A 14,206-nucleotide genomic window follows, 5' to 3' on the forward strand; every position below is an offset into this window, starting at 1 on the left:
TGCCAGTTAAGACAGGGCCGTTACCGGTAGGCTCACTCCGTGGATTGCCCTTGCATGATCGGACGCAAGGAAGCACACGGCGCGTGCCAGATCTACCGGATCGACCCATCTACTGTGATTGGCATCGGGCATTGCGTGCCGATTTGCCGGCGTGTCGATGATGCTGGGAAGCACGCAATTGACGTTGATCCCCTTGTCGCGCAATTCGAGCGCCATGCTTTCAGTAATCCGCATGATGGTCGATTTTGCGGCTGAGTAGGGCGCCATCAGGGCTTGTCCGCGTTGGGCAGTCATCGCCGCGACGTTGACGATTCGGCCTTTGCCTCTTTCAATCATTCCCGGAACCGCTTGTCGTACACAGTAAAGAACCGTCTTTACGTTGAGATTGAACATGTGCTCCCAGTCTTCGTCGCTCGTCTCATGTACGGGGCGACCCATTGCGAAACCGCCGGCAATGTTCAACAAGGCGTCAATTTCACCGATTTCCTGGAAGCATCGCCGCACTTCGCGTTCGTCAGTAAGGTCCGCGGCGTGGTACGTCGCACCAGAGGTGGTTTGCATTTCTTCGTGTGCCTGCAAGTCGACTAGGGCGACGGAGGCCCCCATCCGCAGTGCTTCGCGTGCCACTGTTTGGCCGAGAGCGCCGCTGGCACCTGTTACCGCAACGCGCAAACCTTTCAGTAGGGTTGGATTTGACATGGCTGAAGATATTGAGTGCGTTTAATTCACAAAAACGACAGAGCGAATGCTGGGTCGACTGTGGCCTGCGGAGAAGTCAAAACGCTCGGCATGAAAGTCCGCCGTCGACGGCTAGCTCGGTTCCGGTGATATAAGCTGCTGCATCGGACGCAAGGAATACGGCAGCACTAGCCACATCCCATGCTTGACCGAAACGGCGCAGTGGCACTGCTTGTCTTCGTGCTTCTTCGGCACGCGCGCGATCTCCTGAGCCGAGCGAGCCAGCAAAGGCCTTATCACCGCTACGCATGACGGGCGTGTCGATGATCCCCGGTACAATGATGTTCGCCCGGATATTTCGATCGCCATACTGTGCAGCAACGGCTTTGGTAAATGAGACGATTGCGCCTTTGCTGGTGGTGTACGCAATTGTCGGGATGCCCATGTAGCGTTGAGCGGTTACTGAGCCGACGTTGATGATGCTTCCGCCGCCACGAGACTCAAGTACCGGCAGGACGTGTTTGCATGTCAGGAACATGCTCTTCACGTTGACCGCCATAATTCGGTCCCAGTCTTCTTCGCTGGTTTCGACGGGTCCCCCCACAGCGTGGATACCGACATTGTTGTGAAGGATGTCAATTCCGCCAAAGCGGGAAACGCATAGTTCTGTCATTGCCTGCATGTCGGCATTGTTCGCGACGTCCCCGACATATACCTCTGCAGTACCGCTCTCGGAACGGATGAAGTTCACGGTCTCGACGACTGCATCGTGGTTTCGATCGCAAGCCAGGATGCGGGCACCTGCGCGCGCCATGGCGACGGCCACGGCGCGCCCATTTCCCCAGCCTGGACCAATCGATCCAGCGCCGGTAACGATTGCTACCTTGTCTTTCAGGGGTGTATCCATAGCTACGCCTCACTAGCTGTTTTTAGTTGGTCGCGACGTTCATCTGTGCGTCGGAGTTCTTTCGATGCAGCGGGTCGCGAACGCAGGCAAGAACGATTAGTGCTCCAACAAGCATGCTGCCCGACAGAAACAAAAGAGGTACCTGGAAGCCGCCGGTGGCCTGCTTTAGCCAGCCTACGGCGTAGGGGCCCAAGAATCCGCCGAGGTTGCCAATGGAGTTAATCAGCGCTATGCCGGCAGCCGCTCCGGTGCCCGTCAGAATGGAAAGCGGAAAAGACCAAAAGACGGGGAGGACGGCATAGATGCCGGCGGCTGCGACGCAGAGTGCCGCAATAGCTAGCAGCGGCTGGCCGACTGTGCCACTCGCGGCCAAACCAGCGGCGGCGAGGGTTGCTGCGGCTATTAGGTGCCAACGGCGTTCGCCCTTCAGATCCGAATGGCGACCCCACAGGATGCAACCGAGTGAAGCAAAAACGTAGGGAATGGCCGCGACGTAACCCGTTTGCATCGTCGAGAGGCCGGTTTGCCGGACGATTTGTGGAATCCAGAATCCAACTCCATACAAGCCGATCACGACGCAAAGGTACACAGCACAGAGCTGCAGGACGCGCGGGTTGCAGAGTGCCTGTCCGATTGTGTGTCGGTTTGTGTGACGCTCGATTGAGGCGCGCTCCGCTTCGAGAACGTTTATAAGTGCGTTTCGTTGCACGACAGAGAGCCACGTTGCCTGCTTCGGCTGGTCCGTGAGATAGAACAGCGCAACGATGGCGAGTATGATCGCAGGGGCCCCCTCTATCAAAAACAGCCATTGCCAGCCATGCAGTCCGCCAGCACTACCGAGCTGGAGAATGGAGCTCGACAGTGGTGCGCCGACGACAGTGGTGAGAGGGACGGCAATAAAGAATAGGCCGCATGTTCGCGCAACGTAACGCTTGGGGAGCCAGAGACTCAGATAGAACGTCATCCCAGGTGTGAAACCCGCTTCGGCGACGCCAAGCAAGAAGCGAAGGACGTAGAAGCTATTCGCGCCTTTTACAAACGCCGTCGCGCAAGAGATGATCCCCCAGGTAATCATGATTCTCGCAATCCAGAGGCGCGGCCCGACCTTGGTCATGATGATGTTGCTCGGAACTTCGAATAGAAAGTATCCGAGAAAGAAGATACCTGCGCCCCAGCCGTAGACGACTGGACTAAAGCCGAGGTCTTTGTTCATTTGCAGCGCCGCGAACGCAACATTGACGCGATCGAGCGTGTTGACAAAGAACATCAGCATCATGAGCGGCAGAAGTCGTCGCAATATTTTTTTGTAGATGGCGGGATCGAGCGAGTCCGATACAGACTCGCTGGGCGTGCTGGGGGCTTGCATCACGTCTCCTTTAGTTTTTTGCGGTCGCGTCGCAATGCTGCGACGCGAATTCCAGCTTTTACGTTACTGGGCAGATGCTCAGTTCGTGCGAGGATCCACTCGTTCGCCGCGGATGAGCCCACCGGGCAGTGAACCTGTCGAGACGCCATCCACTTGGGTCATGACGCCGCTGAGGATCGTAGCTGAGTATCCGTCAGCGTTCTGTGTCAGACGTTTTCCGCCTGCCGGCAGGTCAGCGACAACCTGAGGTGGGTGAAGATGCAAAGCGTCATAGTCGATGACGTTGAGGTCCGCTTTCATACCAGTGGCGACGAGGCCACGATCCAGAAGACCGATAAATTCCGCGTTTCGGCGCGTGAGTGCAGAGATTGCCCACGGTAGCTCAATACGTTGGTCGGGAGGCAAATCGCGTGTCCAGTATTCGAGCAGATGAGTCGGAATGCTTGCATCACAAATCATACCGAGGTGCGCGCCACCGTCGCCTAAGCCGATCAGGGTATCGGGGTGCGCCATCATTGCTCGGGCGACAGTGTTGTCATTGGTCGCATAATTCACGACAGCATGATGCAGCATGCCCTGACCGTCGTTCTTAAGCAGGATGTCGTAGGCAAGCTCCAGTGAGCTAATTCCCATCGCAGCTGCACGAACCTTCAGCTTTTCCGGGGCGGCCGGGAAGTAATCCAACGGAGCAGCAAATTCCACCATTTCGTCTGCGTTGCAGAACAAGCCTTGCCACTCGGCACTCAGTCCCTGCGGCTTTTCCGAGAGCAGTCGCGCCCGCACTTCGGGGCGGCGCATTTCGGCGACGCGCGCAGCCAATGGCAGGTGCGAGATAGCCTGATAAGTCGGCGAGTTCATGAACGGATGCGAGGACATATCGAGCCCGAGGAAAATGCCGATGGGACGGCACGATACCTGAGCCTTGATGGAGAGGCCGTCCTCGTTCGCTTGGCGAACTTTTGACAGAATGTGCTTCCAGCGATCTGGCGCCGAGTGGGATTGAACGAGATTGAAGGAGAGCGGTCGTCCCGATGCGGTCACAATGCGACGCCACATTTCGAACTCCGTTGAGGCATCGGCGGTGGTATCAGCAAAATCATCGACCATCTGCAGCCGACCCTTGCCAATTTCCTTCAGGCCCATTGCGATAGCGCGTAATTCTTCTTCACCTGCTGTGATAGTCGGTGCGAGACGCCCATCGCGCAGGCGGTGAATCATCGTTCGCGCCGTTGAGAAGCCGAGCGCTCCTGCTGTGACGGCTTCCTTGACGATGTCGGTCATCGCCTGCATGTCCTTCAACGTAGCGGGCTCACGTTCAGCTCCACGGTTACCCATCACATAGACTCGAACAGGCCCGTGTGGGACTTGCGTCGCGAAATCGACATCCGACTTCTTGCCCGCGAGGAAGTTGAGGTAATCAGGAAATCGCTCCCAGTTCCAGGGGACACCCTCGGCCATTACGATGCCGGGAATGTCTTCCACTCCTTCCATGACCTCGATGAGAAGGTCGTGATGGTCGGGACGGCAGGGTGCAAAGCCCACGCCACAGTTCCCCATGACGACGGTCGTAGTGCCATGCAACGACGATGGCGTCAATGAGTCGGCCCAGGTGATCTGGCCGTCGTAGTGGGTGTGGATGTCGACAAATCCCGGGGTTACAAGCTTATGCCGGGCATCGACTTCTTCGACTCCACGGCCCGTGACTTTTCCGACTTCGACGATGCGACCTTCGGATATCGCAATGTCTGCCTCAAAGAATTCGCCACCGCTACCGTCGGCGACGGTGCCGCCGCGAATTACCAGATCGAAAGTGCTCTTCATGTTGTCTCCAATGAACCGCTCACCAGCTAATGGAGTTCAGATTACGACCTAGATCAACAAGAGTCGGTAAAACACTTGACAGTGGCGGTCAAAGTCTCATCGGTGTAAACATTGGTTTCGGATCGAAGCGCTTGCAGCTAAGCTTGAGTGAGACATAGAAAAAAGCGACAGACCGGACGGCTGGACGTTGCCTTCCGGAAAAGCTAGGAGACGTGACATGAAGCCGTTCCTTCGCGTTGACAGCAAGGAACTCGTCGAGCATTTTTGCGATTGCCCCAGTCATACGTATGAGGAGGGGGAGTTGCTGTGCGATCCGCCCGTGACGCGTGATCACGTGCTGATCGTGCGCTCGGGAACGGTTCGAGTATCACTGCTGAGCGCTAAAGGCAGTGAAAGGCTTCTGTATTACGCGTCGTCCGGTTGCGTGTTCGGTGATTCGATGGTGTTCGGCAATCGGGATGAGGTCTGTGCTGGCTTGGGGGTGTTCGCGACCGGCAAATGCGAAGTTATCAAGGTACCGCATCGCAGGTTCCGGGAGACGCTTCTCCAGAACCCAACACTTATGATGACCGCGTTGGCGATTGCGCACAGAAAATTCACAATCGCGATCGAACAGCTTGAATATGCGACTTTCAAGGACACGACCAGCCAGGTAACGGACTTGCTCGAAGCCTTATCAAAGGTCAGCGAGGAAACGGGAACGCACATTGTCAAGATGACGCACCAAGACCTTGCTGATGCGACGGGCCGAACGAGGGTTTCCGTTACCAATGCGCTTAGCCGGCTTCAGGAGGCGGGAGTCGTGCGTCTCAATCGGGGCAGGATTGAATTTGTAGCGAAAGAGCCTTGATGCGCTTCAGAGATCCGGATCTTCCGGGCCCTCGTCGATGTCCCGCATCGTGGTACTTGGATACGGGCGAGTAGCACTACGGCCCACTCTAATTTCTTCGATCATCGAAGTGGCCACATCAATCGCGAAGCGAGCACGGATTTCAGTGGAGTTCGTCGGTACGTGCATCTACGCCTCGCGCGAATCAGCGGGGACTTTTTCCTACCAGGGGCATGAGCGTTGGTGTAAATGCCCGGTGTGGTGAGGTAGCCTTTCCCATCGTCCTACGGTCGCGAAAACGCGATTACGATTTAGCCCAGTCTGGTACATTTAAGAATGGTGCTAATCAGAATATTATATTAAATTATTTATTATATTTTATGGTGATGCGCTTGAAAGGCGCGTTAACCAAATATTTGGTTATTCTCCGCCGACAGCGGCATATCAATATCACACAAAGTCTTTGGCTCGTTCAACCTCCCGCCTTGAGAATCAGATTGGGCTGCGCCCGATTTTCCGCGTTGCGCGGGAAAGTGACCGCTTGAAGCGCCTCTTCGACAGACCGATGCCGCTCTAACACGCTGAATGAACGGCGTTCCGATTCATCATCCTCTCCAGTTGGCTCAGCGCGAGACTGGCTCGTCTCAGTTCAAGAGATTCGCACAAGCATAGTTGTAGCCCGCTAGCGAACATGACTACCGGCGATTGATTGATTGTTTAATCAAGATTGAATCGCGGCGACCCGCGGTTTATCTTCGCTTCATCCTGCACTCTGTCGAAGACAGGGGGTAGCAGTCAGTCAATATCCGGAAAACCATGTCGTCAAAGGAATTCAATATGGCTAGTGCACCGATCGACCACGATCTGTCTGCCTTGGTGGCTACAAATCTTCCCAAGCAACGAGGGCTCTACTACGACGGGGCGTGGCACTCGGGCTCCGGTGCTACAACGCGCAGCTACAGCCCTGGAAACGGCGATGACCTGGGAGCGTGGTCCGTCGCAAACGAGCGGGACGTTGATCGCGCGGTTGCTTCAGCGGTTCGTGCGTTTCCCGCTTGGCGAGCAACGCCGCCGCTGGAGCGCGCGGCGAGACTCCGCCGTGTCGCCGAGATAATTCGCGCCAATGCACAGGAGCTGGCGCTCATTGATGCAGCAGACTGCGGTAATCCTGTACGCCAAATGATGGAGGACGCCCAGGTTGCTGCAACGCAACTAGAGTATTTTGCTGGGCTAGTGCTCGAATTGAAAGGTGAAACTATTCCCACCCAGAACGGTTCACTGGACTATACCCTGCGTGAGCCGCTAGGCGTAGTGGCACGCATTACCCCGTTCAATCACCCGTTCATGTTCGCGGCTGGCAAGATTGCGGCGCCGCTCGCTGCAGGCAACACGGTCGTCGTGAAGCCACCGGAGCAGGCACCGTTGTCTACGCTGCGACTCTTCGAATTGCTCGAGGGTGTATTCCCGCCCGGCGTGCTCAACTGTGTCACGGGTGATCGTCAGACTGGCGCGTATCTGGCGGCTCATCCGGACGTTTCTGCGATAGCGCTCATAGGGAGCGTCTCGGCCGGCAAGTCGGTCATGCGCAGTGCCGCTGATGACTTGAAACCCGTGCTGCTCGAGTTGGGTGGCAAGAATGCCATGATCGTTTACCCCGATGCCGAATTCCAAGCCGCCGCGGCTGGTGCAGTGAGAGGCATGAACTTCACATGGTGTGGGCAGTCGTGCGGGTCGACCAGCCGGCTATTTCTGCACGAGTCAATCCACGATAGCGTGCTCGATCGTGTAGTCGAGCTTACGCGGCAGGCCCACTATCCAGGTCTACCGACCGACCTTCGCACAACCATGGGTGCGGTCGTGTCCGGCCAGCAACTGGACAAGGCAATTATGTATATCGAGGGTGCCGTCCAGGAAGGTGCCAAGGTGGTCTGTGGTGGTGGGCGTCCGACCGATCCGCTGCTGTCCAAAGGGTTGTACCTCGAGCCAACAATTCTCGCGGGCGTCACGTCTGCTATGAGAATCGCGCGGGAGGAGGTATTCGGACCTGTGCTCTCAGTCTTTCGCTGGTCGGATGAGGATGAATTGTTCGCTGCGGTCAACAGCGTGGAATACGGACTGACCGCATCGATCTGGACCAACCACCTTCAATTGGCGCTCGCGGCGGCCGCTCGTGTTGAAGCAGGGTACGTTTGGGTTAACAACTCCTCGACGCATTTCATCGGTGCGCCGTTTGGCGGCTACAAACATTCCGGTATGGGGCGTGAAGAGTGTAAGGACGAACTCCTCGCATTTACGCAGGTGAAGAACATCAACGTGACGTACAAGTGTTAGTAGACGGCCATGCTAATGAACAGTCAAACGACTCGTATCTGGGGAAGCGACTACATCGCGAGCTTGATGAAGCATATCGGTATCGAGTTCATCGCGCTCAATCCCGGTTCAAGCTACCGTGGTATTCACGATAGCCTCGTCAACTTTCCTGGTGATGACGGTCCGAAAATTCTGACGGTCTTACACGAAGAGCATGCGATAGCGGTCGCACACGGGTACGCGAAGGTCACGGGGAGACCGATGGGTGCCTTCGTGCATGCCAACGTCGGTTTGATGCACGCGTCGATGGGAATATTCGATGCATATTGCGACCGGGTCCCGGTCATGGTTTTCGGCGCAACAGGGCCTGTCGATGCGGCGAAGCGTCGGCCCTGGATCGACTGGCTGCATACGACCAAAGACCAGGCGGCAATGGTGCGCGCTTTCGTCAAGTGGGACGGAGAACCGACATCGCTCGAAGCGGCGAGGGATGCGATGATGCGCGCATACCGAATCGCGTGCACTGGACCCAAGGGGCCGACTTACGTGTGCTTTGACAGCGAGCTTCAAGAGGCGGAGATAGCGTCCGTGCCCGCGTTGCCACGTCTTGCTCGCTATGGTGCTCCGCAGAGACCAACAGCACCGCAGCATGACGTATTGGCGCTCGCCGAAAGGATGCGAGGTGCAGCGAATCCTCTGATTCTCATCGGCCGTGTCTCTCGCGACGAGGCGGATTGGGCGCGGCGGGTATCACTGGCGGAGCACGCGGGCGCAAAGGTTCTGACCGACTTCAAGCTTGCGGCAGCGTTTCCTACCTGGCACCCGCTGCATGCGGCTCAACCGGGCTATTTCCTGGACAGCAATGGTATAGCCGCACTGCGTGCTGCAGATCTGATACTCAGTCTCGATTGGATAGATCTCGCAGGAACGCTTCGCGAGGCCTTCGGCGATAGCGAATGCGATGCTCACCTTGCACATGTGTCGCTCGATGAAACGCTGCACAACGGAGTGGGTGGCGAGCAACAAGCAGTGGCGCCGGCCGATACATATCTCCTCTGCGATCCAGACGCACTTACCGGTCAATTGCTTGAGGAACTGCGGTCGACAGGCCGTCCTGCTCTGGACCGCCAAGTGCGTCGTGACAGTTCGAGCGACGGAGGACGCCCCGGTCCGGCTTTGGGCGAGGGAATGTCGCTGGACGACTTCTCTACCACTATCAGTGCCTACTTACAGGGCGAGACTCCGACCTGCCTTATACGCACGAACCTCGGTTGGCCCGGTGGAGCACATCCAATCGACCATCCCCTTGACTATCTCGGCTACGACGGAGGTGGTGGTGTCGGATCCGGGCCAGGTATGGCCGTTGGTGCCGCACTGGCGCTGAAGGGGGGCGACAGACTGCCTGTGGCGGTTCTGGGCGATGGCGATTATCTGATGGGAGCGACTGCATTGTGGACGGCGGTGAACTACGAGGTGCCTTTGCTGGTAATAGTGGCAAACAACCGTTCGTTCTTCAATGACGAGGTGCACCAGGAGCGCGTTGCACTACAGCGCGGTCGCCCGGTAGAAAACAAAGGTATTGGACAGCGTATCGAGGGCACTGACGTTGCGATGCTCGCCCGCTCGCTTGGCGCACAGGGTATTGGTCCAATAAAGACGGTTGAAGAGTTGCGTTACGCACTCGAAGCCGGAGTGACTGCGGTGCGAACTGGAAGCGTCGTTGTCGTTGATGTTCTGGTGGCGCGCGAATACGCAAAAACTATGGCCAACGGGCTCACCCGTGGGAAAAAGGAGACGAGACATGAATTTGGAGAACTTGATTTCAACAGGTAAGGACACGCTCGGCGGGCGCTACATGCGCATGTTCTGGCAGCCCGTCTACCTGGTCGACAACCTCAGAGCCGGACAGGCGAAACCGCTGCGTATCATGGGCGAGGACTTTACGATCTACCGGGGTGAGAGCGGAAATTTTTACTTGAGCGCGCAGCGATGTGCACATCGCGGAACTCAACTATCAGCAGGTTGGGTAGAGGGCGAAACGATTCGTTGTCGATATCATGGCTGGCGCTATGACGAGACCGGGCAATGTGTTGAACAACCGGGCGAGGGAAATCAACCTTTCTGCAGCAAGATAAAGGTGCGAAGCTGGCCGGTGCGAGTCGTTCACGGTTTGGTGTTCGCCTACCTGGGGGAGGGTGAGCCGCCAGAATTTCCGACGTTTGCCGAGTTGGACGCTGACGCACTCATTGAAACCTATGCTTACACGCGTCGCTGCAACTTCTTTTCTGGGGTTGACAACGCACTCGACGCCATCCACGTGTCGTATACGCACAAACAGGTATTTCGAAAGATTCTCGATATTCCAGATCTAACTGTCGAGCAGATATCGGAAGGAGTTGTGTTGTTCGAAGACCGCCATAACGGCGAAATTCGTATATCTGAATGGCTTTCTCCGAATATTTTGCGAGTCAAGACGCCTTTCGGCGAAGAGGAAGTCGAAGGGGAATGGATTGACTACTGGGTGTGGCGCGTGCCGATTGACGACGAAAGTCACTATTCCTTTGCGCTGACCCATGTTCACGTTGAAGGCGAAGCAAGACAAAAATACCTTGAGCGGCGTCGGTATGTGCGCTCGCTTCCTGTGCCTCCTGTCAATGAGCTCGCGAAGGAGGTGTTGAGTGGTGCCATCACGCTCGAGGAAGCAAAGTTTCGGATGGGAGAGCATGACCCTTACTACGACATCATCCTGGAGGATCACGTCGCTCTTGAGGGACAAGGGGCGGTTCCGGATCGCTCAAAGGAACATCTAGGGCGTGCGGATGTTGGAGTGATTGAGGTGCGTAGGCGGTGGTTGGCGGATCTCGAGTTAATTCGGGAAGGAAAGAAACCGCATGTCTGGAGCCGTGCGCCTATAAGCCGGATTACTGCAGGCGTATAAGGGAATTGGATTCACCGTGAACTACAAAATGACCAGTTGAATTGGAGCATAGAAATGACGATGGAACAATCTTCGAACCCGATCGACTTCCACCGGCTTGCACCACCGGCCGGCACGCGCATGCTGGTAGTGGGCGGTTGCGGCGGCATCGGGCAGGCCTTGGTGAATGCCGCGTTGATGAATGATCTCGAGGTGGCGGTCTTTGACCTTCCATCCTCTCTCAAACGACACCATCTGCCCGCAGGGGTACTGAAGATTGAGGTCGACGTCACGGACGAAGACCAGGTGAAAGCAGCTTATGCTCATATCGGCGAGCGATGGGAAGGCATCGATGCCCTCGTCAATACGGTTGGCGTTGGTGTCTCGCCGCCTCGACGCTTCGAGACCTTCACTGGCGCGGATTGGATGCGCTTCCTGTCTCTGAATCTGTTCCAGATGGCTCTTGTTTGCACGAATGCATTGCCACTTCTCAAGAAAGGCCGCGATGCGAGCATCACTGCAATTGGATCTCTGCACGGTACGCTACCTCCGGAGGGATTTGGTCCGTACGGTGCGGCGAAGGCCGGTGTTGGCAACATGATCAAGGGTCTTGCGCTTGAAAATGCGCCCATTATTCGCGCCAACTGTGTTGCTCCGAGCGGCATGCTGACGCCGTTTCTCGCAGGAGGAACCGGGCACGGAGGGGAGGACGGCGATAAAAGCTGGCTCGATACCGATGCCCTGACTGCAATCACCCCCCTCAAACGTCTTTGTACACCGGAAGACGTCGCGGCAGTGTGCCTGTTCATGGCGAGTCCTGGTGCCCGCTACATTACCGGTCAGACCATCCAGGTCAGCGGCGGCCGCGTGATGCCTTAGGCGGTTCGCTAGGCGTAGCAGATTTCGAACTCGGCATCGCTGCGCTCGTTGGTGCGCGATGCCGCAGCGTTGCCATTACGAGTGTGGAAGGTATGCAACTCTTAAAAGAGAAATTGTTCACGGGATCTATGATTCGCGCCATCCGGCGTGTTGGCGCCGAAGTAAATCCCCGGGTTATGGCCGAGACGTTGAGTCTCTACGAGTCGTTGCACGGAGCGGGACGAGGGCGCGTCACCCGTGATGTGGCTTATGGTGTTCACGAACGGCAAGTCTGCAATATATTTGCGCCAACGGAACCGGAGCACTTGTCTCTACCAGTCATTGTCTTCGTCCATGGTGGCGGCTTCGTTCGAGGCGACAAGGAGATTGCGCCTGACAAAATCTACGACAACGTTGGATGGTGGGGAGTAGCGAGCGGTTTTGTTTGCGTGACGATGAATTACAGGCTCGCTCCTGAACACAAATGGCCGGCCGGTGGTGACGACGTCGGGAATCTTCTGGATTGGCTCGCTGGAAACGTGTCGAAGTATGGAGGGAATCCAGAGCAGCTGATAGTAGTCGGGCATTCGGCGGGGGCGTCGCACGTAGCAACGTTCCTTGCTCGCTGCGATCGGCTGCGGTCATCGAAAGCGATGATAAAGGGGGCTGTGTTGTGCTCCGGCCTGTACGATATCGAGGCGATGTTTAGGGCGGGTGGCGTACCGACTGCGTACTTTGGCGATGATGAATCTATGTACGCTGCAATGTCATCGTCGAACTCATTTGCCCGATTGCACATTCCGGTTTTGGTCACAGTTAACGAGTTCGAGCCGAGGCTATTTCAGGAGCAGGGTGTAAACCTCGCGGTCCAATCCCGCGCGGCATCGTCGAACGAGACCATGCGTTTTGTGTTGTTGTCAGGGCATAATCACTTCTCGTGTGTGTTCAACGTCAATCTACCTGCTCACGACATGCTTGGTTCGCATATTGCTGCGTTTGCGAACTCCGTCCTGTAGGGATGACTGAACGGCTGGGCAGGGTGCAACGACCAATCTTGACGTGCCTATAGCCCGACGTACTTCGCGTGTGGTCGGACCAAGAAGCCTGCCATTCTTTGCTCATAAGCGTGAGCAATCCAGCCGGCGCTCCGAGCCAAAGCCATTATTGCACCGGGCGAGCGCGGTGGGTGACCGAGCGCAATCGACAGGACGGACAGGCCGATTCCGAGGCTCGGTGCCGCACCGAACTCATCTTGTGCCGCCCGGACGCAGTCTAGCGCTCGAACGCCATCCGGATTGACCTTATGCAATTCGCCACAGAGTTGAAGCAGGAACTCACCTCTCGGGTCTCCAGAAGGGTAGACAGCGTGGTTAAACCCGGCCATAGGTTCCTTGTTCTTCGCGGCGCTCCGTAAATGTGCCAAATAGTCCTTCGGCGAGGTTGCTCGCCGAAGGAGATCCTCAGCGATGTCACAGCCCACGCCTGTCTGGATTCCCTCGAATGCACCGAGTGCCGCACTAACGCACGAGTGGATATCGGCGCCGGCTGACGCTGCTATGCGCGCAACAAATGTCGAGGGGGCCAGTTCGTGGTCAGCGCATAGCACAAGCGCGGCATCGACTGCTTTGGTTGCTTCGTCGCAGTGAGGGCCGCCCAATGCCCTAATGACCCACTGGGCGATAGATTCACCGACTTCCATCGCGCAGTAGGCGGGCTCATCTTTCAGCAGACCCGTCGCGCCGGCCATCGCTTGGACGATACCGCGTGCGGCAAGAACCGGTGCGCCAGCGGCCATTTCTGGGTCTGGGCCGAGGGAGGCTGCCCAGGCTTCGACCAAGAGTGAAAACAGTCTACGGGGATTGTTCCTTTCGGCGATCGGACACAGAAGTTGGGCGAATTCAAGGAAGTGAGGTTCGATTCGAGGAGGTGACCACTGCGGTGAAGTCTGCGGAAGCAGACCGCTCCACAAAAGTTCCACACACTGTTCAAAGGACCGTCCTGAGCGAGCAAGCTGGGCTGCAGATTGGCCGCGATACCTTGGGCCCTCCGGAGTGAGCTCCGTGATTGCGGACTGCATTACAGCGCCTCCACCGGCGCGAAGCGCACGCTGGGACACGTAGTCAAGGGCACGCTTCGAGCGACCGCGCATCTGAAGCGCTTCGATATCTTCGCGATAGTAAAGGCTCGCCTTTCGTTTATCGGGAGTGACCGTACGAATCAACCCACGACTTACATAGGCGTAAAGCGTTTGAGCCTTCACGCCAAGGGTTGCCATTGCCGTCTTCGCGTCGATGAGATCCGGAAATTGCTCTGTCATGGGGGGGAGCTATGAGGTTGATTCGAAAATCAAGATTGAAGGTACCTGTAGGGAAGTGTACACCGTCAATGTTGGAGTTCGTGTGCTATCCGGGCTGTGAGAGACGGGCGCATTGACAGGTTATACGGGCCTTATCCGATACCAATGAGGAGAGAAAACAAGACGACGATTCGATGAGTAGTATTCGTATGCAAAATAGGATA

The 14,206-nt window shown here is 56.7% G+C and carries 11 protein-coding genes; 6 read left to right on the forward strand and 5 right to left on the reverse strand.

The window, feature by feature from the left end; genetic code table 11:
• Positions 1-6: 6 nt before the first annotated feature.
• The 4 genes from AC3AP7_RS06415 to AC3AP7_RS06430 form a co-directional block, all read right to left on the reverse strand.
• Positions 7-699, reverse strand: coding sequence for an SDR family oxidoreductase (locus tag AC3AP7_RS06415; RefSeq protein WP_475764498.1), 693 nt, complete (start codon positions 697-699; stop codon positions 7-9).
• Between the two features lie 76 nt (positions 700-775).
• Positions 776-1,585, reverse strand: a complete 810-nt coding sequence (locus tag AC3AP7_RS06420; RefSeq protein ID WP_475764497.1) for an SDR family NAD(P)-dependent oxidoreductase — start codon at positions 1,583-1,585, stop codon at positions 776-778.
• A gap of 22 nt (positions 1,586-1,607) precedes the next feature.
• Complete coding sequence (locus AC3AP7_RS06425) at positions 1,608-2,951, reverse strand: MFS transporter (RefSeq protein WP_475764496.1); 1,344 nt, start codon at positions 2,949-2,951, stop codon at positions 1,608-1,610.
• A gap of 78 nt (positions 2,952-3,029) precedes the next feature.
• Complete coding sequence (locus tag AC3AP7_RS06430; protein WP_475764495.1) at positions 3,030-4,772, reverse strand: N-acyl-D-amino-acid deacylase family protein; 1,743 nt, start codon at positions 4,770-4,772, stop codon at positions 3,030-3,032.
• A gap of 217 nt (positions 4,773-4,989) precedes the next feature.
• Here AC3AP7_RS06430 and AC3AP7_RS06435 point away from each other — a divergent pair, with 217 nt between their 5' ends.
• The 6 genes from AC3AP7_RS06435 to AC3AP7_RS06460 all read left to right on the forward strand — a co-directional run bounded on the left by AC3AP7_RS06435 (position 4,990) and on the right by AC3AP7_RS06460 (position 12,702).
• Positions 4,990-5,622, forward strand: a complete 633-nt coding sequence (locus AC3AP7_RS06435) for a Crp/Fnr family transcriptional regulator (RefSeq protein ID WP_475764494.1) — start codon at positions 4,990-4,992, stop codon at positions 5,620-5,622.
• Between the two features lie 795 nt (positions 5,623-6,417).
• Positions 6,418-7,932: an aldehyde dehydrogenase family protein gene (locus tag AC3AP7_RS06440; RefSeq protein ID WP_475764493.1), complete on the forward strand. Its 1,515-nt coding sequence runs from the start codon at positions 6,418-6,420 to the stop codon at positions 7,930-7,932.
• A gap of 9 nt (positions 7,933-7,941) precedes the next feature.
• Entirely contained in the window at positions 7,942-9,744 is a 1,803-nt protein-coding gene (locus tag AC3AP7_RS06445; RefSeq protein WP_488324818.1) for a thiamine pyrophosphate-binding protein, read from the forward strand.
• Positions 9,713-10,849 (forward strand): Rieske 2Fe-2S domain-containing protein, encoded by a 1,137-nt coding sequence (locus AC3AP7_RS06450; protein ID WP_475764491.1) that lies wholly within the window; start codon positions 9,713-9,715, stop codon positions 10,847-10,849. Before AC3AP7_RS06445 ends, AC3AP7_RS06450 begins: the two co-directional genes overlap by 32 nt.
• 54 nt (positions 10,850-10,903) lie before the next feature.
• The gene (locus AC3AP7_RS06455) at positions 10,904-11,707 is read left to right on the forward strand and encodes an SDR family NAD(P)-dependent oxidoreductase (protein WP_475764490.1); all 804 of its coding nucleotides are present in this window, start codon (positions 10,904-10,906) and stop codon (positions 11,705-11,707) included.
• 92 nt (positions 11,708-11,799) lie between these two features.
• Positions 11,800-12,702: an alpha/beta hydrolase gene (locus AC3AP7_RS06460; RefSeq protein ID WP_475764489.1), complete on the forward strand. Its 903-nt coding sequence runs from the start codon at positions 11,800-11,802 to the stop codon at positions 12,700-12,702.
• Between the two features lie 47 nt (positions 12,703-12,749).
• Here AC3AP7_RS06460 and AC3AP7_RS06465 read toward each other — a convergent pair whose 3' ends face one another.
• The gene (locus tag AC3AP7_RS06465) at positions 12,750-14,003 is read right to left on the reverse strand and encodes a citrate/2-methylcitrate synthase (protein ID WP_475764488.1); all 1,254 of its coding nucleotides are present in this window, start codon (positions 14,001-14,003) and stop codon (positions 12,750-12,752) included.
• Positions 14,004-14,206 lie beyond the last annotated feature (203 nt).

The sequence above is a fragment of the Paraburkholderia sp. PAMB 6770 genome (assembly GCF_057748135.1).

Coding starts and splice junctions, on each gene's coding strand:
- AC3AP7_RS06440 (WP_475764493.1), top strand. CDS start 6,418: ATGTCGTCAAAGGAATTCAATATGGCTAGTGCACCGATCGACCACGAT.
- AC3AP7_RS06465 (WP_475764488.1), bottom strand. CDS start 14,003: ATGACAGAGCAATTTCCGGATCTCATCGACGCGAAGACGGCAATGGCA.
- AC3AP7_RS06415 (WP_475764498.1), bottom strand. CDS start 699: ATGTCAAATCCAACCCTACTGAAAGGTTTGCGCGTTGCGGTAACAGGT.
- AC3AP7_RS06430 (WP_475764495.1), bottom strand. CDS start 4,772: ATGAAGAGCACTTTCGATCTGGTAATTCGCGGCGGCACCGTCGCCGAC.
- AC3AP7_RS06445 (WP_488324818.1), top strand. CDS start 7,942: ATGCTAATGAACAGTCAAACGACTCGTATCTGGGGAAGCGACTACATC.
- AC3AP7_RS06435 (WP_475764494.1), top strand. CDS start 4,990: ATGAAGCCGTTCCTTCGCGTTGACAGCAAGGAACTCGTCGAGCATTTT.
- AC3AP7_RS06420 (WP_475764497.1), bottom strand. CDS start 1,585: ATGGATACACCCCTGAAAGACAAGGTAGCAATCGTTACCGGCGCTGGA.
- AC3AP7_RS06460 (WP_475764489.1), top strand. CDS start 11,800: ATGCAACTCTTAAAAGAGAAATTGTTCACGGGATCTATGATTCGCGCC.
- AC3AP7_RS06455 (WP_475764490.1), top strand. CDS start 10,904: ATGACGATGGAACAATCTTCGAACCCGATCGACTTCCACCGGCTTGCA.
- AC3AP7_RS06450 (WP_475764491.1), top strand. CDS start 9,713: ATGAATTTGGAGAACTTGATTTCAACAGGTAAGGACACGCTCGGCGGG.
- AC3AP7_RS06425 (WP_475764496.1), bottom strand. CDS start 2,951: ATGCAAGCCCCCAGCACGCCCAGCGAGTCTGTATCGGACTCGCTCGAT.